The following is a 21098-nucleotide window of genomic DNA, read 5'->3' as shown; positions in this document are numbered from 1 at the left end:
TCCGTGGGAGGAGACGAGTCCCCAGGGTTGGGGGTTCCACTTACGGGGTGTCTGCGGGTGGGGTGGGGCTGGGGTGGAGGGTTTCGCGCCCTCCGCCCCTGCCCGTCCCTTGTACCTGGGGGATGCCGCCCCCCAGACCCCCGCTTCGGCCTGGACGGCCTCGTCCTCAAACGCCGGACGGGCTGCAACGGGGCGTCGGGAGCGAGCGAGCGTCCCTACAGGAACGCCAGGTTCACGAGCCAGAAGCTCAGGGCCGCTACCAGTGCTGCCGCAGGCATCGTGATGAACCAGCCCAGGATGATGTTCTTGGCGATTCCCCAGCGGACGGCTTTGAGGCGCTTGGTGGCGCCGACGCCCATGATGGCGGAGGTGATGACGTGGGTCGTGGAGATGGGGGCCTTGAAGAGGTACGCCGAGGCGAACATGATCGACGCGCCGGTCGTCTCCGCCGCGAAGCCCTGCGGAGGGTCGAGCTCGATGATCTTTCGGCCCAGCGTGCGCATGATGCGCCAGCCGCCGGCGTACGTGCCCAGGGACAGCATCGCGGCGCAGACGATCTTCACCCAGACCGGGATCGGATCGCCCGCGTTCTGTACGTCGGCGATGACCAGGGCCATCACCACGATGCCCATGGTCTTCTGGGCGTCCTGAAGGCCGTGGCCCAGGGCCATGCCGGCGGCGGAGACGGTCTGCGCGATGCGGAATCCGCGCTTGGTCTTGTGCGGGTTGGAGCGGCGGAACAGCCACATGATCGCGGTCATCACCAGGTAGCCGACGAGCAGGCCGACGACCGGGGAGACGAACATCGGGATGACGATCTTGTCCAGCACCCCGTGCCAGTAGACCGTCGTCCCGCCGGCGAGCGCCGCGCCCACCATGCCGCCGAAGAGGGCGTGGGAGGAGGAGGACGGCAGACCGAAGTACCAGGTGATCAGGTTCCAGGTGATCGCGCCGATGAGGGCGGCGAAGAGGATTCCCATTCCCTTCGAGCCCTCGGGTGTCTGGATCAGGCCCTCGCTGACCGTCTTGGCGACGCCGCTGCCGAGGAACGCTCCCGCGAGGTTCATCACCGCGGCCATCGCGAGCGCCGCCCGCGGCGTGAGCGCCCGCGTCGACACGGAGGTCGCGATCGCGTTCGCCGAGTCGTGGAAGCCGTTCGTGTATGTGAATCCGAGCGCGACGCCAATGGTCACGATCAGGGCGAAGGTGTCCATGAAGAGGTCAGGACTCCTTGACGGCGATGGTCTCCACCGTGTTCGCCACGTGCTCGAACGCGTCGGCCGCTTCCTCCAGCACGTCCACGATCTGCTTGAGCTTGAGCACGTCCATGGCGTCGTACTTGCCGTTGAAGAGCTGGGCGAGCAGCTTGCGGTGGATCTGGTCGGCCTGGTTCTCCAGGCGGTTGACCTCGATCCAGTACTCGGTGAGGTTGTCCATGGTGCGGAGGTTCGGCATGGCCTCCGCCGTCAGCTCGGCCGCCCTGGCCAGCACCTCGATCTGCTGCTCCACGCCCTTGGGGAGCTCCTCGACCTGATACAGCACGACCAGGTCGACGGCCTCCTCCATGAAGTCCATGATGTCGTCGAGGGACGAGGCCAGGTTGTAGATGTCCTCACGGTCGAACGGCGTGATGAACGAGGAGTTCAACTGGTGGAAGATGGCGTGCGTGGCGTCGTCTCCGGCGTGTTCCGCGGCCCGCATACGCTCTGCGATCTCGGTCCGGCCGGAGGCGTCGGCCCCGAGCAGTTCCATGAGGAGTTTCGAGCCCGTGACGATGTTGTCCGCGGATGCGGAGAACATGTCGTAGAAGCTCGTCTCCCTGGGGGTCAGACGAAAGCGCACTTGGGGTCCTCGGGGTGCTTCGGTTTCGGTCAGGCTGATGCTAGGCGCATCATCCGGCCACGGCTAATGGGCCGTCTCCCAGTGTCGCCCATCGGGCACAGTGATCAGCACAGGGTCCGGTCCCGGCATCGGGCAAGGGCCCTATACCCAGCAAAGTTCGATACCATATACCTACCAGGGGTATATGTACGCGGCGAAACGGACAGGATCTCGACAAGAGCCTCCGGAATATCCCACGAGGTGCCCCACGGGCCCTCCGGGACCGCCGAAAGGATCATCAGGATCATCAGGAGGACGCGATGACGACCACCGAGGCCGGCGCGACGGCGCCCTCCGGCGAACCGCAGGCGACGCCCGCTGGCGAACCCGTGCAGCAGATCGTGACCGACCACGACCGGGGTATCCACGGCTATCACCACCAGAAGGACGAGCACCTCAAGCGCCTGCGCCGGATCGAGGGCCAGATCCGCGGTCTGCAGCGGATGGTCGACGAGGACGTCTACTGCATCGACATACTCACCCAGGTCTCCGCCTCCACGAAGGCCCTGCAGTCCTTCGCCCTCCAGCTCCTGGAGGAGCACCTGCGCCACTGCGTCGCGGACGCGGCCGTCAAGGGCGGCGACGAGATCGACGCGAAGGTCGAGGAAGCGACGAAGGCGATCGGGCGACTGCTGCGTACGTGACATACACCGCCGTACGCAGTGTGCGGAACGGCGGCGCGGGGACCGGGCCACACCCGACTGGCCGGGACGGGCTACGGATTCATGGCCCGCGCCTGCTGAAGCTCACGCTCATGGGTGCGCGCTTCGGCCACTTTCAGCACTTCGTCGATGCTCTCAAGGCTGAGCCGGTCCTCGTGCGCGGCCGAGGCCGCGATGATCAGCTCTCCGCACAGCTCGATCTCGGCGAGGGCCACGTGGTCCTGAACTGCCGTACCGCCGACCGGAGCCACGTACATCACCTCTTCCTGCCGTCACCGACTTCCTAGAGTAGGTAGCGGCCTACACACCGCGCATGGCACGGAAGGGCCATTTCCGGCCCCCAAGTCCTCCTACGCGCCCCTGCCCAGGACGCCGCTCCCTACTCCGCGATCTTCCCGGCGTAGATGTCCGCGGAATCCGGCAGCTGTACGTCGGCGGCGACCCCGAAGTCGTACAGCAAGGTCGTCGAGGCGACGGCGACCGTGCCCTTCTCGGAGCCGTTGACGAAGCTGAAGCGGTGGCGGACCTTGCGCAGGCGCCCCTGGTCGTCGAGGAAGGCGTCGAACGGTACCTGCGCGGTGGCGAACCCTTTGGCGGCGGCCTTCAGCGCGTCCCGGTTGCCCTCCGACGCGCTCTTCGCGGCGACATCGAGGTCGGCCGTGCCGCGGTAGTGCCGCACCGGGGTCCCGGCGACCTCGGTCTTCCCGACGTACGCCGCCGTGCGCGCCCCGCGCAGCAACTCGGCCGCCGCGTACGGATCGGTGGCGCCGCCGGTCACCAGGTTCCCGTCGGAGAGGCCGGCCGTGTCGACGCGGACCCACTTGTCGGCGGGGACACCGGCGCCGCGGTTCTTCATGAACAGGGCGCCCGGGGCGAGGAGTTCGGTGATGGGCCGGTGGTCGGCGGCGCCCGCGGGATCCTGTGGCAGCAGTACCTTCAGCCGGCCCCGCTGCTGCTCGAAGTCGTACACGCCCTCGCCCCGGATGGTGACCCGCGTTCCGCCGGTGGCCATCTCCATGGACGTGATGGTCTGCGCGCTGCCCGCCCGGCGCAGGGTGGCGGCGGCCCGGTGGACCACCTCGACGGGGTCGGCGCCGGCACGGGCGTCCTCGGCGCCGCCCGCGCCGCCGGTGCATCCGGTGACACAGACACAGACCAGGAGTCCGGTCGCCGCGGCCGTGGCCGCCAACCGGCCCGGCCGCCCGTTCTCCGTCACTCGCGCGATCACGTGCGCCACCATCGCCTGCTGACCCCCAGCCGGTCCGTCCCGGGGCTCTCGGACTCCCCGTCGTTCCGCTTAACGACGTGTGGGGGTGCTTGTCACGCGTCTGCGTGCCGTTCAACCGCGATGGGTAACGTTGTCAATGTGGCACAGCAGGACGACACCGCCCAGGCGCAGGAACACCACACGACAACGGTCGAGCAGGGCCGTTTCTGCTTTGCCCGCTGCTCCTGCGGCTGGCGTGGCCCGGCGCGAAGAGCCCGCAGCCTGGCCCGCACGGACGGGGACGGACACTCCCAGGGGTAAGGGTGCGGTGAGAAAACGAGCGGGCCCGCCCCTGGGAGCCAGGGGCGGGCCCTTCTCGTCCTCGCGGTGGCACCGCCATGCAGCACCGCGAGGGGTCCAGAAGGCTTCGGCTCAGCCGAAACGGCCCGAGATGTAGTCCTCGGTGGCCTGCACCGACGGGTTGGAGAAGATGCGCTCCGTGTCGTCGATCTCGATGAGCCGGCCGGGCTGGCCGACCGCCGACAGGTTGAAGAAGGCGGTGCGGTCGGAGACGCGTGCGGCCTGCTGCATGTTGTGCGTCACGATGACGATCGTGAAGCGCTCCTTCAGCTCGCCGATCAGGTCCTCGATCGCGAGGGTGGAGATCGGGTCCAGGGCCGAGCACGGCTCGTCCATGAGGAGCACCTGCGGCTCCACCGCGATCGCCCGCGCGATGCACAGACGCTGCTGCTGACCGCCGGACAGGCCCGAGCCGGGCTTGTTCAGACGGTCCTTGACCTCGTTCCAGAGGTTCGCGCCCTTGAGGGACTTCTCCACGATGTCGCTGAGCTCGGACTTCTTGTAGGAGCCGTTGAGCTTCAGGCCCGCCGCCACGTTGTCGAAGATCGACATGGTGGGGAAGGGGTTGGGGCGCTGGAAGACCATGCCGATCGTGCGGCGCACGGCGACGGGGTCGACGCCGTGCCCGTACAGGTCCTCGTCGTCCAGGAGCACCTTGCCCTCGACGCGGCCACCGGGGGTGACCTCGTGCATGCGGTTGAGGGTGCGCAGGAAGGTCGACTTGCCGCAGCCGGAGGGGCCGATGAAGGCCGTCACGGAGCGCGGCTCGACCGTCATGGAGATGTCTTCGATCGCCTTGTGGGCGCTGTAGTAAGCGGTGAGTCCGCTTACGTCGATTCGCTTGGCCATTTCACTCACTGCTTCTTTCGAGGGGGAGACGTCGGTCGCTGATATGGCCGCGTCAGCGACCTGTCTTCGGCGCCTTCCAGCGGGCGATGCCGCGAGCCGCCAGGTTGAGGATCATGATGAAGGCGATCAGGGTGAGCGACGCCGCCCAGGCACGGTCGTACGCCGCGCCCGAGCCGGCGCTGTTCGCGTACTGCTGGTAGATGTACAGCGGCAACGAGGCCTGCGCACCCTCGAACGGGTTGTTGTTGATGAAGGGGTTGCCGAACACCAGCAGCAGCACCGGTGCGGTCTCGCCCGCGATACGGGCCACTGCCAGCATGATGCCGGTGGTGATGCCGCCGAGGGAAGTCGGCAGGACCACCTTCAGGATGGTGCGCCACTTCGGGATACCCAGGGCGAGGGAGGCCTCGCGCAGCTCGTTCGGAACGAGCTTGAGCATCTCCTCCGTGGAGCGGACGACGACCGGCATCATCAGGATCGCCAGGGCGAGTGAGCCGGCGAAGCCGAAGGGCTGCATGTCGAACTGCAGCATCAGGCTCAGAATGAACAGGCCGGCGACGATCGACGGGATGCCGGTCATGACGTCGACGAAGAACGTGATGGCCCGGGAGAGGTTGCCGCGCCCGTACTCCACGAGGTAGACGGCGGTGAGCACACCGACCGGTACGGCCATCAGTGCGGCGAGGCCGACCTGCTCCAGGCTGCCGATGACGGCGGCGTAGATGCCGCCTCCCGGCTCGGTGTCGGCGACGACTCCCATCGAGTGGGTCAGGAAGTAGACGTCGAGGACCTTCACACCGCGCGCGACGGTCGTCCAGACCAGGGAGACCAGCGGCACGACCGCGAGGAGGAACGCGACCCAGACCAGGCTGGTCGCCACCCGGTCCTTGGCCTGTCGGCGGCCCTCGACGCGCGTGGCGATGGCGTACGTCCCGAGGACGAAGAAGACCGCGGCCATCAGGCCCCACTGGATGCTGCTGTCCAGCCCGGCCGCGGCGCTGATCCCGATGCCGAGGACGACCGAGCCCGCGGCGATCGCCCACGGGGTCCACCTGGGCAGCGTGGCGCCCTTCAGGTCGCTGGGGGGCTTCACATCTAGGGTCTGGCTCATGCGTTGGCCCCCGAGTACTCCTTGCGGCGGGCGATGATCGCGCGGGCCGCACCGTTGACCAGCAGGGTGATGACGAAGAGGACCAGACCGGAGGCGATGAGCGCGTCACGGCCCTGCTCGGACGCCTCACCGAACTTGCTGGCGATGTTCTGGGCGAAGGTGCCGCCGCCCGGGTCGAGCAGGCTGGCCTGGATGTCGAAGGTCGGCGAGAGGACCGTGGCGACGGCCATCGTCTCGCCGAGCGCGCGGCCCAGGCCCAGCATCGAGGCGGAGATCACGCCGGAGCGGCCGAAGGGCAGCACCGACATGCGGATGACCTCCCAGCGCGTGGCGCCGAGGGCGAGAGCCGCCTCCTCGATCATCTGCGGGGACTGCCGGAAGACCTCACGGCTCACGTTCGTGACGACCGGCAGGATCATGATCGCGAGCAGGATGCCGACGGTGAGCATCGAGCGCGGGGCGCCGCCCTGCCACTCGAAGATGCCGGTCCAGCCGAGGTAGTCGTTGAGCCAGCCGAAGAGGCCGTTCATGTGCGGGACGAGGATGAGGGCGCCCCACAGGCCGTACACGATGGACGGCACGGCGGCGAGCAGGTCGATGACGTACGAGATGGGGCCGCCGAGCCTGCGCGGGGCGTAGTGCGTGAGGAACAGCGCGATGGCGACCGCGATCGGGACCGCGATGACCATGGCGATGATCGAGGAGACCACCGTGCCGAAGGCCAGGACGGCGATGCCGAAGTCCGGCGGGATCGCGGTGGGGTTCCACTCGAACGTGGTGAGGAAGTTGCTCTCGTCCTTGCTGATCGCGAGGGTGGCGCGATAGGTCAGGAAGATCGCGATGGCGGCCATGACCACCAGCAGGAAAATGCCCGAGCCGCGGGAGAGACCGAGGAAGACTCGGTCACCGGGTCGGGTGGCGCCGCGACTGGCGCGCTTCTGCTCGGTCGCGGTGGGCTGGGGAGTTGGCGGAGGCGCTTCTGCGTCGTTCTTAGTCGATATATCCATCAGTTTTCTCCGGTCTGCGGAGTCGCACGAGATGTGGGGCTCCTGGCGGCGGTGCACCGGACGCGGTGCGGTCCGGCCCCGTGGCGGGGCCGGACCGCACCGTCGGGAACTAGCTCAGGCCCGCGATGGTGGTGCGGACCTTGGCGATGATGTCGGCCGGGATCGGCGCGTAGCCGGCGGCGGGGAGGAGGGCCTGGCCTTCCTCGCTGGCGATGTAGGTCAGGAACGCCTTCGTGGCGGTCAGGGTGTCGGCCTTGTTGCCCTTGTCGCAGGCGATCTCGTAGGTGACCAGGGTGATCGGGTACGCACCGTCGGCCTTGGTCGTGTAGTTGAGCTGCAGCGCGAGGTCCGAGCCCGTGCCGACGATCTTGGCGTCGGCGATCGCCTTGGTGGCGTTGTCGACGGTGGCCTCGACGGGGGCGGCGGCACCCGTGTCCAGGGACGCGGCGTTGATGCCGTCCTTGGCGTAGGAGAGCTCCATGTAGCTGATGGCGCCGGAGGTCTGCTTGACCTGCGCGGCGACACCGCTGGAGCCGCTCGCGGACTGGCCGCCCTTGGCCTGCCAGGCCTTGCCGCCCTCGTACTTCCAGTTGTCGGGCGTCGCGGCGATCAGGTACTTGGTGAAGTTGTCCGTGGTGCCGGACTCGTCCGAGCGGTGGAACGCCTGGATCTTCAGGTCGGGCAGCGTGGCGTCGGGGTTCAGCGCCTTGATCGCGGCGTCGTTCCAGTTGGTGATCTTGCTGTCGAAGATCTTCGCGATGGTGGGCGCGTCCAGGACCAGGTTGTCCACACCCGGGACGTTGTAACCGACCGCGATCGGGCCGCCGACCATCGGGAGGTCGATGGCCTGGCCGCCGGTGCAGACCGCCTTGGAGGCCTCGACCTCTTCGGGCTTCAGCGCGGAGTCGGAGCCGGCGAAGGCCACCGTGCCCTGCGTGAACGCGGTGACGCCGGCGCCCGAGCCGCCGCCCTTGTAGTTGATCTGCACGCCACAGGCGGTGCTGAACTCCTTGACCCAGGCGTCGATCGCGTTCTTCTGCGCGGAGGAGCCGTCGGCGAGGAGCTGACCCTTGGCGTCATCACACTTGATCGAACTGGTCGAACCCGACGACGCGCTCGGGTCGCTGGAGGCGCCAGTGTCGTCCGAGCCGCACGCCGTGAGGGCCAGGGCGCCGGAGACGGCGAGAGCACCGAGGGTGATGGCCCGCCGGTTCATGCGCTGAAGCTTCACTTTTCGGGAGTTCCTTCCAGGAGCCGCCGTCTGGTGGCGGCGTGCGAAGTCTGTGTGATGCGGAGGAGGCACCCATGAATGCCCTTCGCACCGTGTAAGGCCGAAATTAGGCAGATCAGGTGAAGGCGCCGATGGCCAAAAGTGAACGGAGGGTGAACCCCTGCGGACGGTGCGGTGAGGTCACGGAACGCTTACGTCGAGGACACAGAGAGATCCCAGGTTGTCGGACCCAGAGGGAAACTGTACGTATTCATTCGGGTACGCACATGTTGCGACGCCGGTCGTGAATCCGCCGAAGTCGGCCGGTCGTGAATCGGCCGAAGTTAGCCGGTTACGAATCCGCCGAAGCCGGGTGACCTTCCGTGATCGCCGTGCGAGGCGCTCCAGCGGCGCTAGGCAAGGTTCAGCGCACTCAGCAGGGCGTCCACCAGGTGGCGGTCGCGGGGCTGGGTGAGGCGGGTGCGGGCCGCGTCCGGGGCGAGCCAGGCGATGCGGTCGACCTCGCGGTTGGGGGTGAAGCGGCCGTCCGCCGCCTCGGCGGCCCAGTAGCTGACCTCTTTGGGCTGCCCGTCAACGGAGTAGCGGGCGGAGGGGAGGCGGGCGCCGGGCACGCAGCGGAACCCGGTCTCCTCCTCCACCTCGCGCAGGGCGGCCGCGAGGGGCTCCTCGGCGCGCTTGAGCTTGCCCTTGGGGTGCGACCAGTCGTCGTACTTCGGCCGGTGGACCAGGCAGATCTCCAGCTCGCCGGCGACCGGGGAAGGTCGCCACAGGACGCAGCCGGCCGCCCGGACGGTGTCGTCGTCGGTCATCGGACCTCCAGTCCTTTCCTGCGGGGCCTTCTTCGAGGGCCCCCAGAAAGTCCTTCTGCGAGGGTCTCCTACCGCGTGGGTACCGCTTCTTTCTGCCAGCTCTGCTGGAACGCGAACCGCGCCGCCTCCACCTCGTGCCGCTGGTCGGCGTGGAGTACACCGAGCGCGTACGCCGTCGCCGGGGCGATGCGCGGGGTGCGGGCCGCGGACGCCGCGGCCGAGGCGGCCTCCGCCGCGTCCCGGTGCTGGTTCAGGGCCTGGCCGGCGCCGAGCAGACGTACGTCGACGGGGCACTCCTCGCCGTACAGGACCTCGCGGGCGTAGCGGTGCAGGCGCAGCAGGAGGCGGACCTGGTGCCAGGGGGCGTCCTGCGGCTGGGGCGCGGTGTCGGCGGAGAGGCCGTGCACGAGGGCCTCCGCGTTGTACGGGTGGCCCGCGGTGAGCAGCGGCAGCGTACCGACGGCGTCGAGCAGGCGGCCCTCCGCGGCGGCGGCCGGCGGGCCCAGGTCGGCGGTGGCGGCCGCCGGGGTCAGCGGGACCTCGCTGGCCAGCACGGCGACGCTGTCCGCGACGGCGTGGAAGCGGGAGGAGCCCAGCGCCTGGAGAGCGGCCGAGTGGGCGCGGGTGCGGGCCAGGGTGAGCTGGCGGTCGAGCAGGGCGCCAGCCTTCGCCGCGCCGATGGTCAGATTGCCCTTCGGCGCCGAGCTCGCCTCCGGTCCGCCCTGTGCGGGGAAGCCGGAGCCTGAGCCTGTGCCGGACAGCCGGTTCAGTGCGCCGACCAGCCGCTCAAGGCGCGCCGAGTAGGCGTGCTCGCGCGCCAACGTGCCCGACAGCCAGGCCAGTTCGGGGCGCATGCCCTCCGACCAGTCCGCGTCGAGCAGCGGCCGGAAGGTGTGCAGCGAGCCGCTGATCCGGCGGGCCGAGCGGCGCAGGGCGCGCGCCGCGTCGACGGCCTCGTCCGAGCCGTTGGACGCGCCCCCGGTCTCCCGGTGCTGGCGCAGTGAACGGAGGAACTCCGTTGCCTGGGCCCGCAGATAGCCCGCGAGGGCATCCCCCGATACGGGCACGGCGCGGGCCGTGGGGTCGGTGGGGTCAAGTTGTTGCTGTGCCACGCCGGCGCCTCCGGGCGTCTATGAGCATCTCCTGGACGTTCCGCAGGGGCTGGCCCTCGGCATCGAGCGCGTGCCGGGTCCATTCGCCGTCCGGGCCCAGGTGCCAGGAAGCGGTGGTGTCTGACATACCGGTCTCGAACAGCCGGTTGAGGGCTGCCCGGTGGGCCGGGTCGGTGATCCTCACCAGGGCCTCGATGCGGCGGTCGAGGTTGCGGTGCATCATGTCGGCGCTGCCGAGCCAGATCTCGGGTTCGCCGCCGTTGCCGAAGGCGAAGACCCGGGAGTGTTCCAGGAAGCGGCCGAGGATCGAGCGCACCCGTATGTTTTCGGACAGGCCGGTGACGCCGGGCCGGACCGCGCAGATGCCGCGTACCCAGATGTCGACCGGTACCCCGGCCTGCGACGCGCGGTACAGCGCGTCGATGATCGCCTCGTCCACCATCGAGTTGACCTTGATACGGACGAACGCGGGGCGTCCGGCCTCGTGGTGCTGGACTTCCTTGTTGATCCGGGAGATCAGGCCGTCGCGCAGGGACTTGGGCGCGACGAGCAGCCGGCGGTAGGTCTCGCGGCGCGAGTAGCCGGAGAGCCGGTTGAAGAGGTCGGAGAGGTCCGCGCCGACCTGCGGATCGGCGGTGAGCAGCCCCAGGTCCTCGTACAGGCGGGCGGTCTTGGGGTGGTAATTGCCCGTGCCCACATGGCAGTAGCGGCGCAGGGTGTCGCCCTCCTGGCGCACGACCAGCGACAGCTTGCAGTGGGTCTTGAGTCCGACCAGCCCGTACACGACGTGGCAGCCGGACTCCTCGAGCTTCCTGGCCCACTTGATGTTGGCCTGCTCGTCGAAGCGGGCCTTGATCTCGACCAGGACGAGGACCTGCTTGCCGGACTCGGCGGCGTCTATCAGCGCGTCCACGATCGGCGAGTCGCCCGAGGTCCGGTACAGGGTCTGCTTGATCGCCAGCACGTCCGGGTCGCTCGCCGCCTGCTCCAGGAAGGCCTGGACGGAGGTGGAGAAGGAGTCGTACGGGTGGTGGAGCAGTACGTCCCGTTCCCTGAGCGCCGCGAAGATGTCGGGCGCCGACGCCGACTCGACCTCGGCGAGGTCGCGGTGGGTGCCCGCGATGAACTTCGGGTACTTCAGCTCGGGCCGGTCCAGGCCCCCTATGCCGAAGAGCCCGGTGAGGTCGAGGGGACCGGGCAGCGGGTACACCTCGGCCTCGGAGATCTTCAACTCCCGCACCAGCAGGTCCAGTACGTACCGGTCGATGGACTCCTCGACCTCCAGGCGCACCGGCGGCCCGAAGCGGCGCCGCATGAGCTCCTTCTCCAGGGCCTGGAGCAGGTTCTCGGCGTCGTCCTCCTCGACCTCCAGGTCCTCGTTCCGGGTGAGGCGGAAGGTGTGGTGCTCAAGCACCTCCATGCCCGGGAAGAGTTCCTCCAGGTGGGCGGCGATGACGTCCTCGATGGGGACGAAGCGGTTCGGGGCGGCCTCCAGGAACCGGGAGAGCAGCGGCGGGACCTTGACGCGCGCGAAGTGGCGGTGGCCGCTGACCGGGTTCCGTACGACGACGGCCAGGTTCAGCGACAGGCCCGAGATGTACGGGAAGGGGTGCGCGGGGTCGACCGCGAGGGGGGTGAGGACCGGGAAGATCTGGTGCCGGAACAGAGTGAACAGGCGGGCCTGCTCCTTCTCCGTCAGCTCGCTCCAGCGGACCAGGTGGACGCCCTCCTCCGCGAGCGCGGGGGCCACGTCCTCCTGGTAGCAGGCCGCGTGCCGGGCCATCAGCTCGCGCGATCGGGCCCAGATCATCTCCAGGACCTCGCGGGGCTGGAGGCCCGAGGCGGACTTGGTGGCCACGCCGGTCGCGATACGGCGCTTCAGGCCTGCCACCCGGACCATGAAGAACTCGTCCAAGTTGCTGGCGAAGATCGCCAGGAAGTTGGCGCGCTCCAGGAGGGGCGTGTTCGGGTCCTCGGCGAGCTCCAGAACCCGTTCGTTGAACGCGAGCCAGCTTCGCTCGCGGTCCAGGAACCGGCCCTGCGGCAGCTGGACGCCGTCCTCCACCATGTCCTCGTACTCGTCGAGGTCGGCGTCGAGGTCGGGCTCCAGGTCGGAGACGTTGGCCGCCACGGTGTGCGGGCGGTGCGCGGCTATCGAGCCGACCGACGGCTGTGCGTGCTGGACCGGGGCCTGAGCGCTTGGCTGGTTCATGGACCCATTCTTCCGTGCCGGGGGCACTACCGGCGCGTCGGAGAGGGCGAGCGGCAGCGCGGCGAGGCGGATGTTCCCGTTCCGCAAGGCAGGCGCGGGCTCTTTCACCGTCGACGGCAGGGGCTCGCTCTCCTCGGAAGGCGGAGGCTCTGGCACGGCGGGGTTCATTGGTCGAGCGTCGCAAGGTCGTCTGAATCAATGGTTACGAGGACATGACGTGCGGGATATGGAGGGGCGTCTCCCGGAAGTCCACGGACCGGGAGGCACGCCCATTCGGGGCTTGTCGGCCCGTACGCCGCTTGTCAGGCGGTACGCCGCTTCAGGACCCGGAAGGACAGGAAGACGGCGAGAGCGGTGACGGTGAGGAGGAGTGCGGTTTCCGTGAGCTGGAGGGGCCAGAAGTGGGAGGACGGGTGGTAGGTGGCCCAGAGGTCGGAGATGCCGTTCTCGCTCATGCACTTCATGAGGTCGGCGCCCGTGTCGTAGTCGACGCAGGCCAGGTTGTTGCCGATCCGCTCTCCTGAGGTGAGGGTCACACCTTCTTTCACCAGTGCCGCGCTGTCCGGGATGCGGGAGGCGGCGGCTCCGGTGACGGTCACCACGGGCCAGAGGCTGTCCCGGTAGAGGTCGCCGAGGGTCTGTACGGCCACGGTGACGAGGACAGCCACGCCCAGCGCGGGCAGCGTGCGGCGGACCAGCATGCCCGCCAGGGCGCCCACGGCGAGCGCGCACAGGGCGGCGCCGACGGCGACCGTGCCGTTGGAGCGGTAGGCGTCCGTCGCGTACCAGTCCTGGTAGAGGACGTCCTGGTGGCCGTCGATCCACATCAGGCGGTGCAGCAGCACCAGCACGGTCGTGCCGGCGGTGACCAGCGCGGCCGGCACCGCGAGCTGCGTCGCCAGCCAGCGCGCGGGTGTGACGGACTGCGTCCATGCGAGGGCGGCCGTGCCGCTCTCCAGCTCGCGGGCGACGAGCGTGGCGCCCGCCCAGGCGGCGACGAGGTAGGGCAGATAGACGATGGATGAGGTGGCGAGCTGGGCGACCGCGTCGTACCAGAGCGTCGCGTTGCCGGTCGTGTCCGCGCAGAGGTTGTCCGTGCCGCAGGAGAGCTGCAGCAGATACGGCTCCTTTCGCGCGGCGTCCGCTCCGGGGCCGTACGCCCACAGCAGGCCGGCCGCGGTCACCGTGACCAGTGCCGCCCAGATCAGCAGCGCGGCGCGGTGCAGCCGCAGCGAGGTCCAGACCGTGCCGTGCGGGGTGAGCGGGGAGGGGCGCCGGGTGAGGGGACGCGTGGCGGTGGTGGCCGCGGTCATGCGTGCTCCTTGATGGTGACGGCGGTGGCGGCGCCCGTGTACCGCTTCAGCAGGCGGAACGCGACCAGGGCCGCGAGTGCGGTCAGGGCGAGGACGAGGGCGGTCGCGGTGAGCTGGAGGGGCCAGTAGTGGGAGAAGGGGTGGGAGTCGGTGTAGAAGCTGACGGCGCCGAGGCGGTCGTACAGGTCGCTGCACTCCTTGAACTGGCTGCTCCCGCAGTACGGGTTGGCGATGCGGTCGCCGTCGGAGGTGAGGAGACCTCCGCTGACGGTGAGGCCCAGGCTCTTGGGACCCTCGCCCGAGAGGCCGGTGACGGTCCTCACCGGCGGCCACAGGTGGGGCAGCACCAGGGAGACGACGACGCGGACGGCTCCCACCGTCACCAGGGCCACCACGAGCGCGGCCAGGGTGCGGCGCAGCGCCAGCCCGGCGAGAGCGCCCGCGGCCAGGCCGAACAGGGCGAAGGCGACCGTGGTCGGGCCGTTGGCGTGAAAGGTGAGGTCGTCGGTCCAGGGCTTGGCGGTGTCGATCTTTCCGTGGCCCTTGGACCACACCAGGTTGTGCAGCAGCACCAGCACGCTCGTGCCGGCGAGGACGAGCGCGGCCGGGAGCGCGAGTTTGGTGGCCAGCCAGCGGGCCGGGGAGATCGACTGGGTCCACGCGAGCTGCGCTGTGCCGCTCTCCATTTCCCGTCCGGTCAGTGAGGCGCCCGCCCAGGCGGCGACGAGGAACGGGACGAGGTTCACCGCGATGCTCATGTAATTCGCGAGCGACTTGTAGGTGAGGATCGCGTCCTGGTCGTAGGCGCAGGAGCCCATGCCGCAGCCGTTCCACTGCCGCCACGCCGAGGCCGCCGCGTCCGTGAGCGGGCCGTAGAGCCACAGCAGCAGGGCTCCGACGACGAGGAGCACGCCGGCCCAGACGTACAGCGCGGGCCGGTGCAGCCGCAGCATCACCCGTGTCGTGGCGAAGGGGATGACGGCGCTCATGCGACGGGCTCCTGAGCGGTGGTGGGGGTGGTGGGGGTGGCGTCGAGGGAGAGCGTGGGCGCGTCGGGGCTGCGCAGATGCGCGAGGACCAGCTCCTCCAGGGACGGCCGGGCGCTCTGCCAGCCGTCGGCGAGGGGCCCGTCCGGGCGGACGAGCGCGGTGAGCTGGCGTCCGGTGGTGCGGGACTCGACGACGGTGTGCGGGGCGAGGTCGCCGACGGGACCGGTGAGGAGGGTGTGCGCGGCCAGCAGTTCGTCCAGGTCGCCCGCCAGGCGGACCCGGCCGCCGCCTATCAGGAGCAGATGGTCGCAGGAACCCTCCAGGTCGGAGACGACGTGCGAGGACATCACGACCGTGGTGCCGTGCTCGGCGGCCTCGGCCATCAGCGTGCCCATCAGTTCGTGCCGGGCGAGCGGGTCAAGGTCGGCCATCGGCTCGTCCAGCAGCAGCAGTTCGGGCCGCTTGCCGAGCGCGAGGGCGAGGGCCACGCGGGTGCGCTGGCCGCCGGAGAGGGAGCGGATCCTGCTCTTCGGGTCGAGGTCGCCCTTCGCCACGATCCGCTCGGCGACCGAGGCGTCCCAGCGGCCGGGGTTGAGCTCGTGGCCCACGCGGAGGGTGTCGGCGACGGTGAGCTGCGGGTACAGCGGCTTGGCCTGGGCGACGTACGCGATGCGTTCGCGGGCGGCGGCCGGGTGCGTGCCGAGCACGGTCAGGGAGCCCTCGGTGGGGGCGAGCAGTCCGGCCGCGTGGGCCAGCAGGGTCGACTTGCCCGCGCCGTTCGGTCCGACGACCGCGCAGACGCGTCCGGCGGGGAGCCGGAACGTGCACTCGCGCAGTGCCCAGCCGCCGCGCCGCCCGAACCGCTTGCCGAGTCCGGCCGCCTCCAAGGCGGTGTCCGTCATTCCTGGTCTCCCTTGGTGAACTGTTCATCGAGTACGGCGGTGAAGAGTGCTGCCACGTCGTCGCGCTGGAGTCCTGCCTCACGGGCGCGGGCCGCCCAGGCGTCCAGTTCGGCGCTCAGCGGCGAGTCGGCCGGGGCGCTGCCCAGCGAGCGCTTGACGAAGGTGCCGAGACCGCGTCTGGCCTCGACCAGGCCCTCGCGCTCCAGCTCGCGGTAGGCCTTCAGGACGGTGTTCGGGTTGATCGCGGTGGCCTCCACGACCTCGCGGGCCGTGGGGAGCTTGTCCCCCGGCACCAGCAGGCCAAGACGCAGGGCCTGCTTGGTCTGCTGGACGATCTGGACGTACGTGGCGACACCGCTGCGCCGGTCGATGCGGTACTCCACCACTACGGCGACCACCTTTCACTATTTGAGTAGTGAAAGGGTGGTGCATGATGGTGAGCGCTGTCAAGAACGAGATTTCTTCGGTGGGTGCGAACCGATCGGCAGGGCTCGTCCGATGAGGGGGCGTGAGGGAAACGAGAAGCGACGGGGAGCTGCTGCGGGCCATCGCGGCGGACGGTGACCGGCGCGCCTTCGAGGAGCTGTACCGGCGGTACGCGCCGTGGCTGACCGCGCGGCTGCGCGGCCGGTGCGCCGACGCCGGGATCATCGACGACGTCGTACAGGAGACGTTCCTCGCGGTGTGGCGCGGCACCGCCCGCTACCGCGAGGAGGGCTCCCCCGGAGATGCCGCCGGCTGGCTGTGGCGCATCGGCTCACGGCGGCTCATCGACACCCTGCGCGGGGACGGCGCGCGCGGGCGGATGCGGCAGGCGCTGGCCCGCCTCCGGCACCGGGACGAGGTCTCCGCCGAGGAACGCGTCCTGGCCGGCGTCGAGCACGGCGACCTCGCGGGCGCCCTGACCCGGCTCTCGCCCGAACTGCGCGCGGTGCTCCAGGCCACGGTGATCGACGGGCTCACCACCCGGGAAGCGGCCGTCCTGCTCGGCATCCCGCCGGGCACGGTCAAGACGCGGGCACTGCGTGCGCGCAAGCAGTTGCGGGAGGCACTGGCATGAGCGGCAAATTTCAGCCCCTCCGGCGTTTGAGGAGCGGGGGTTCGGGGGCGCAGCCCCCAATGACGGGCAGGGAAGGGGCGGAGGGGGCGAAAACCGCTGCTGTGCCCGATGCCGACGGTCAGTGGCACGTGGACGATGCCGATCTCCGGGCTTACAGCCAGGGCGAGTTGACCCCTCCCCGGCTCTGGTCCGCCGACACGCATCTCGCCTCGTGCGCACGGTGCCGCGAGGCGCTGGCGGCCGTCAGCGATCCGGTCGCGCTGGACGCGGGCTGGGAGCGGCTGGATGCCGAACTGGACGCGCCGCGCCCGGGATTGGTCGAGTCGCTGCTGGTGCGCGTCGGCGTCGCCGACCACACGGCACGGCTGCTGGCGGCCACGCCCGTCCTGCGCCGCTCCTGGCTGCTCGCGGTCACCGCCGTGCTCCTGATGACCGTGGCGGCCACCTACTCGGTGGAGGCCGGGGCCACCCCCAAGCTGTTCCTGGCGCTCGCACCGCTGCTCCCGCTCGCCGGCGTCGCCCTGTCGTACGGACCCACGCTGGACCCGACGTACGAGATGGCCGTCGTCTCGCCGACCCACGGATTCCGGCTCCTCCTCATCCGTACGGTCGCCGTGCTCACCGTCGGCCTCGGTCTGAACGGGCTAGCCACCCTCGCGCTGCCCACCTACGGGCTGCGCGCGCTGGCCTGGCTGCTGCCCGCGCTCGCCCTCACCGGCACCGGACTCGCCCTGACGCCCCGCCTCGGTCCCGTCCTCGCACCCTCACTGGTCGGCGGCGCATGGGTAGCACTGCTCCTTACGGCGCAGGCGACGACCGCCGAGCACGCCACGCTCGCGCCGTTCACGGCGGCCGGACAGGGGATCGCCGGGGCGGTCGCCGCGCTCGCCGTCGCGCTGCTCTATCTCGTACGGGACCGGTTCGACTCGGCGCCCGCGCATGTGCCCTTCTCCGGCGGGGGCGGGGCGTGAAACTCCCCTCCGCACATAACTTCTCCTACAGGAGCGCCGTACGTATGACGCCCACCGTCTCCGCCTCCGGGCTGACCCTCCGCTACGGCGGAACCTTCGCCCTCGACGATGTCTCGCTGCGCCTGGGCGAGGGGGTCACCGGGCTCCTCGGGCCCAACGGGGCAGGAAAGACCACCTTGTTGAGGGTGCTCGCCACCGCCGTGCCCGCCGACCGGGGGGCCTTCACCGTGCTCGGGCACGACCCGGGAACGGCCGCCGGGCGCCTGGACCTGCGGCGCGAGCTGGGATACCTGCCGCAGACGCCGGGGTTCCACGAGGACTTCTCTTCCTTCGAGTTCGTCGACTACGTGGCGATCCTGAAGGAGCTGACCGACCGCACCGCCCGGCACCGGGAGGTGCGCCGGGTGCTCGACGCCGTCGACCTGTCCGACGTACGGAGCAAGCGCATCAAGAAGCTGTCCGGCGGTATGCGGCAGCGGGTCGCGCTGGCCGCCGCGCTCGTCGGCGACCCCGGTTTCCTCGTCCTCGACGAGCCGACCGTCGGACTCGACCCCGAACAGCGCATGCGGTTCCGGGAGTTGATCGCCCAGGCGGGAGAGGGGCGGACGGTTCTGCTGTCCACCCACCAGACCGAGGACGTGGCGATGCTCTGCCACCGCGTGATCGTCATGGCCCGCGGGCGCGTCCGCTTCGAGGGCACCCCGGCCGAACTGACCGCGCGTGCGGCGGGCCGGGTGTGGAGCAGCACGGAACGTGACCCCGCCGCGCGCGCCGGATGGCGTACCGGCACCGGCTCCTTCCGTAACGTCGGCGACCCGCCCCAGGGTGCCGAGCTCGTCGAACCGACCCTGGAGGACGGCTACTTGCTCACCCTCGACGGCGAGACGGGTGACAGCGACGGGAACGGCGAGAACGACGGGAACGGCGAGACCTCGGAGGTTGCCGCATGAGCGTCACGACCGGTCTGGTCAAGGAGGCGGCGCCCACGGGGGTGGAGCCGGCCCCGCGGACCACACAGCACAGGACGGCGGCCGTCATCGCCCTCGCCCGCTTCGAGGCATACCAACTCTTCCTCCACATACCGGTGTTCGCCTTCCTCCTGCTCTACCTCGGCGTCACCGGCTGGGAGTTGTTCAACGGCCGTGAGGGCATGGACGACTTCCCGGCCCTCCAGGACTTCGACCGGTCCACCCAGTCCGCCCCGCTGCTCCTCGGCGTCGCGCTGCTCATCGTCGTCAACCGGACCGTCCTGCGCTCCCACCGGCGCGGCACCGACCGGCACTTCGACGTCCTGGTCATGGAGCCGTGGAGGCGTACGGTGGCACACGCGCTGTCCGTCGTGCCGTATGCGGTGATCACCGCCGGAGTCGTCGCCTTCCAGATCGTCTGGGCCGGGCGCAAGCTGGGCGCCGTCGGCCATCCCTCGCCCGCCGAACTGGCCGTGGGGCCGCTGGCCGTGCTCCTGTCCGGCGTCCTCGGCGTGCTGCTCGCGCGGCTGGTCCGGTCCTCGTTCGCCGCCCCGCTCTTCGTCGTCGGCGTCGCCATCCTGCCCGCCCTGCTGTCCTCCAGCGACGGCAGCCCGCGCTGGCAGCAGTGGCTGTCGCCGGTCGTCACCGAAACGGGCGCCGATCCGTTCCCGTCCGAGCTCATCGGCCGCCCGGCCGGCTGGCACGCGCTGTATCTGGTGGGGCTCGTCGGGGTGCTGGTCTGCGCCGCGGTGCTGGTCAGCGGCGGTCGTGACCGGATCGTGCAGGCGGCGACCGCCGTCACCCTCGCCGCCACGGTCGCCGGTGTCGCCGGGCAGTCCCAGGGTGACTCGGCCGCCCTGCTCGCGGCCCGCAAGGAGGCGTCCGTCAGCCCGGAGAAGTTCCAGACGTGCCACGAGTACGGCAGGTCGACGTACTGCGCCTTCCCCGAGTGGGATGCCCGCGCCGCCCTCGACTGGTCCCCGGTCGTCGACCGTGTCCAGTCCCTGGCGGGCGGCGCCGCCGGCGGTGAGCGGCTGACCGTACGGCAGCGGATCGACGCCACCTATGGCCTGACCGGTGACTCCACGCTCGAAGCGTCCACCACACCGGGCACGGTGACCGTCGGCACGCGCTGGGGCGGCAACCGGGTCCCCGAGTTCGCCGTCGGAGTCGCCTCGGTCCTGGTGGCGGGCAGCGAGGCGGCCGGCAGCGAGTGGTGCACCGGGGACGCCCGCGCGGTCACCGTCATGTGGCTGGCGCTGGGCGGCGACTCCGACCCGATGACCGCGTTCCGTAACGTCCGGCTCGGCGACAGCATCGAGGGTGCGGATTTTGTCCTCGCGCCCACCAACGGCATCTCCCTGTCCGCCGAACAGACCCGGATCGTACGGGAGTTGCTCCAGAAGCCCCGCTACAGCGTCATCCCCAAGGTGAAGTCCCACTGGACGGAGCTCACTTCCCCGGAGACGTCCCTGGCCCGGGTGGCCGAACTGCTGGGTGTGCCGGCCGCGACCACGGGATCGGTTGCCGCGACGGAGGACGAGACGTGCGAGTAGCCGCTCACGGGGAGGGCGCGCGGTCGACGGTGGCCGGTGTCAGTGGACCGCCCACGAGGCGTGCGTACGCCGTGATCCGCGCCCTTCTCCGCCCCGTGTGGCGCAGCCTGCCCCGCCGGGCCCTCGCGGCCGGTGCCGCCCTGGGGCTGCTGATCGCCGGCGCCCCGTGGCTGCTGTCGGTCTCCCGCGAGGGCTGGCCAGGACTTGATGTCCTGCGGGCCGCCGCGCTCGCCTTCGGCCTGGGCCTGGCCTTCCTGCTTGACGACCCCGCGCGGCACACCACCGCGGCGGTGCCGACCCGGCGGCCGGTGCGTATAGGGCTCCGGGTGGCGTTCGCCGTTCCGTTCGCCGCGCTCTGGTGGACGGGCGCGCTGCTCCTCGTACCGGAGGATGTCCGGCCGCCGGTCGGCGCGGTGACCCTGGAGGCCGCGGCCGTCGCCGCGCTCGCGTTGGCCGGAGCGGCCGTGGTGGTGCGGTGCACGGAGGCGGCCGAGCCCGGGGTCGCGGTGGCGGGCGTGCTGTTGGGTACCGGGCTGTACGCCGCCCTGCTGGTCCCGGACCGGTGGGCGCTCGTCGTTCCGGTGAACGACCCGCGCTGGGGCGGCGCGCATGACCGGTGGGCGGGGATCCTTGTCGTGGCTGTGGTGGTGGGTGCCGCGGCCTGGGTGGAGCCGCTGCGGAGGCGGACGGTGCTGCCTGTCCGCCGGTAGGTGCCGGCGGGGGGTGAGGGTTTTTCGCCCCCTCCGCCCCTGCCCATTCCCGTCACTTGGGGGCTCCGCCCCCAAACCCCCGCTCCTCAAACGCCGGAGGGGCTGACCCCCCCTTAGCCCGTCCGGCGTTTGAGGTCGAGGCCGTTCAGGCCGACAGCGGGGGTCTGGGGGCGGCAGCCCCCAGGAAC

The 21098-nt window shown here is 70.4% G+C and carries 22 protein-coding genes; 7 read left to right on the top strand and 15 right to left on the bottom strand.

What is annotated here, in order from left to right:
- Positions 1-215: 215 nt before the first annotated feature.
- Both ACFVKT_RS22570 and ACFVKT_RS22565 read right to left on the bottom strand, forming a co-directional pair.
- The gene (locus tag ACFVKT_RS22570) at positions 216-1214 is read right to left on the bottom strand and encodes an anion permease (RefSeq protein ID WP_385734138.1); all 999 of its coding nucleotides are present in this window, start codon (positions 1212-1214) and stop codon (positions 216-218) included.
- 7 nt (positions 1215-1221) lie between these two features.
- Positions 1222-1842: a DUF47 domain-containing protein gene (locus ACFVKT_RS22565; protein ID WP_266459195.1), complete on the bottom strand. Its 621-nt coding sequence runs from the start codon at positions 1840-1842 to the stop codon at positions 1222-1224.
- A gap of 299 nt (positions 1843-2141) precedes the next feature.
- Between ACFVKT_RS22565 and ACFVKT_RS22560 the strand changes: the two genes are divergently transcribed.
- Positions 2142-2525 carry a metal-sensitive transcriptional regulator gene (locus tag ACFVKT_RS22560; RefSeq protein ID WP_385734136.1) on the top strand — a complete coding sequence of 128 codons (384 nt, stop codon included), beginning with the start codon at positions 2142-2144 and terminating at the stop codon, positions 2523-2525.
- Between the two features lie 71 nt (positions 2526-2596).
- Here the strand turns inward: ACFVKT_RS22560 and ACFVKT_RS22555 are convergent, their stop codons facing one another.
- On the bottom strand, positions 2597-2800 hold the full coding sequence (locus ACFVKT_RS22555; RefSeq protein ID WP_385734134.1) for a hypothetical protein: 204 nt from the start codon (positions 2798-2800) through the stop codon (positions 2597-2599).
- A 122-nt stretch (positions 2801-2922) separates the two neighbouring features.
- Entirely contained in the window at positions 2923-3771 is an 849-nt protein-coding gene (locus ACFVKT_RS22550; RefSeq protein ID WP_385734132.1) for a hypothetical protein, read from the bottom strand.
- 120 nt (positions 3772-3891) lie between these two features.
- Here ACFVKT_RS22550 and ACFVKT_RS22545 point away from each other — a divergent pair, with 120 nt between their 5' ends.
- A complete protein-coding gene (locus ACFVKT_RS22545; RefSeq protein ID WP_385734130.1) occupies positions 3892-4071 on the top strand; it encodes a hypothetical protein in 180 nt (59 codons plus the stop codon).
- 111 nt (positions 4072-4182) lie between these two features.
- Here ACFVKT_RS22545 and pstB read toward each other — a convergent pair whose 3' ends face one another.
- From pstB to ACFVKT_RS22490, 11 genes are all read right to left on the bottom strand, one after another.
- Positions 4183-4959 carry a phosphate ABC transporter ATP-binding protein PstB gene (gene pstB, locus ACFVKT_RS22540; protein ID WP_385734128.1) on the bottom strand — a complete coding sequence of 259 codons (777 nt, stop codon included), beginning with the start codon at positions 4957-4959 and terminating at the stop codon, positions 4183-4185.
- A gap of 52 nt (positions 4960-5011) precedes the next feature.
- Entirely contained in the window at positions 5012-6070 is a 1059-nt protein-coding gene (pstA, locus tag ACFVKT_RS22535) for a phosphate ABC transporter permease PstA (protein WP_385734127.1), read from the bottom strand.
- Positions 6067-7077 (bottom strand): phosphate ABC transporter permease subunit PstC, encoded by a 1011-nt coding sequence (gene pstC, locus ACFVKT_RS22530; protein ID WP_385734125.1) that lies wholly within the window; start codon positions 7075-7077, stop codon positions 6067-6069. Before pstC ends, pstA begins: the two co-directional genes overlap by 4 nt.
- 109 nt (positions 7078-7186) lie before the next feature.
- Entirely contained in the window at positions 7187-8308 is a 1122-nt protein-coding gene (pstS, locus tag ACFVKT_RS22525) for a phosphate ABC transporter substrate-binding protein PstS (protein ID WP_385734124.1), read from the bottom strand.
- Positions 8309-8700: 392 nt separating this feature from the next.
- Complete coding sequence (locus ACFVKT_RS22520; protein WP_385734122.1) at positions 8701-9117, bottom strand: NUDIX hydrolase; 417 nt, start codon at positions 9115-9117, stop codon at positions 8701-8703.
- A gap of 68 nt (positions 9118-9185) precedes the next feature.
- On the bottom strand, positions 9186-10229 hold the full coding sequence (locus ACFVKT_RS22515; RefSeq protein ID WP_385734120.1) for a CHAD domain-containing protein: 1044 nt from the start codon (positions 10227-10229) through the stop codon (positions 9186-9188).
- Complete coding sequence (locus tag ACFVKT_RS22510; protein ID WP_385734118.1) at positions 10210-12441, bottom strand: RNA degradosome polyphosphate kinase; 2232 nt, start codon at positions 12439-12441, stop codon at positions 10210-10212. The genes ACFVKT_RS22515 and ACFVKT_RS22510 overlap by 20 nt, the downstream gene beginning before the upstream one ends.
- A gap of 302 nt (positions 12442-12743) precedes the next feature.
- Positions 12744-13754 carry a hypothetical protein gene (locus tag ACFVKT_RS22505; protein ID WP_385734116.1) on the bottom strand — a complete coding sequence of 337 codons (1011 nt, stop codon included), beginning with the start codon at positions 13752-13754 and terminating at the stop codon, positions 12744-12746.
- A complete protein-coding gene (locus tag ACFVKT_RS22500; protein ID WP_385734114.1) occupies positions 13751-14743 on the bottom strand; it encodes an ABC transporter permease in 993 nt (330 codons plus the stop codon). The genes ACFVKT_RS22505 and ACFVKT_RS22500 overlap by 4 nt, the downstream gene beginning before the upstream one ends.
- A complete protein-coding gene (locus tag ACFVKT_RS22495) occupies positions 14740-15645 on the bottom strand; it encodes an ABC transporter ATP-binding protein (RefSeq protein WP_385734112.1) in 906 nt (301 codons plus the stop codon). The genes ACFVKT_RS22500 and ACFVKT_RS22495 overlap by 4 nt, the downstream gene beginning before the upstream one ends.
- A complete protein-coding gene (locus tag ACFVKT_RS22490) occupies positions 15642-16031 on the bottom strand; it encodes a GntR family transcriptional regulator (protein ID WP_385734239.1) in 390 nt (129 codons plus the stop codon). The genes ACFVKT_RS22495 and ACFVKT_RS22490 overlap by 4 nt, the downstream gene beginning before the upstream one ends.
- A gap of 122 nt (positions 16032-16153) precedes the next feature.
- Between ACFVKT_RS22490 and ACFVKT_RS22485 the strand changes: the two genes are divergently transcribed.
- The 5 genes from ACFVKT_RS22485 to ACFVKT_RS22465 all read left to right on the top strand — a co-directional run bounded on the left by ACFVKT_RS22485 (position 16154) and on the right by ACFVKT_RS22465 (position 20910).
- A complete protein-coding gene (locus ACFVKT_RS22485) occupies positions 16154-16705 on the top strand; it encodes an RNA polymerase sigma factor (protein WP_385734110.1) in 552 nt (183 codons plus the stop codon).
- A gap of 101 nt (positions 16706-16806) precedes the next feature.
- Positions 16807-17676 (top strand): zf-HC2 domain-containing protein, encoded by an 870-nt coding sequence (locus ACFVKT_RS22480; protein WP_385734108.1) that lies wholly within the window; start codon positions 16807-16809, stop codon positions 17674-17676.
- A gap of 44 nt (positions 17677-17720) precedes the next feature.
- The gene (locus ACFVKT_RS22475; protein ID WP_385734106.1) at positions 17721-18626 is read left to right on the top strand and encodes an ABC transporter ATP-binding protein; all 906 of its coding nucleotides are present in this window, start codon (positions 17721-17723) and stop codon (positions 18624-18626) included.
- The gene (locus tag ACFVKT_RS22470; protein ID WP_385734104.1) at positions 18623-20200 is read left to right on the top strand and encodes an ABC transporter permease; all 1578 of its coding nucleotides are present in this window, start codon (positions 18623-18625) and stop codon (positions 20198-20200) included. The genes ACFVKT_RS22475 and ACFVKT_RS22470 overlap by 4 nt, the downstream gene beginning before the upstream one ends.
- Positions 20191-20910 carry an ABC transporter gene (locus tag ACFVKT_RS22465; RefSeq protein ID WP_385734102.1) on the top strand — a complete coding sequence of 240 codons (720 nt, stop codon included), beginning with the start codon at positions 20191-20193 and terminating at the stop codon, positions 20908-20910. The genes ACFVKT_RS22470 and ACFVKT_RS22465 overlap by 10 nt, the downstream gene beginning before the upstream one ends.
- Positions 20911-21098: the final 188 nt, after the last annotated feature.

It is taken from the genome of Streptomyces sp. NPDC127595 (assembly GCF_042671685.1).
Lineage (GTDB): Bacteria > Actinomycetota > Actinomycetes > Streptomycetales > Streptomycetaceae > Streptomyces.
The sequence above is the reverse complement of the archived record's forward strand: the minus strand, read 5'-3'. Positions and strand labels throughout refer to the sequence as shown.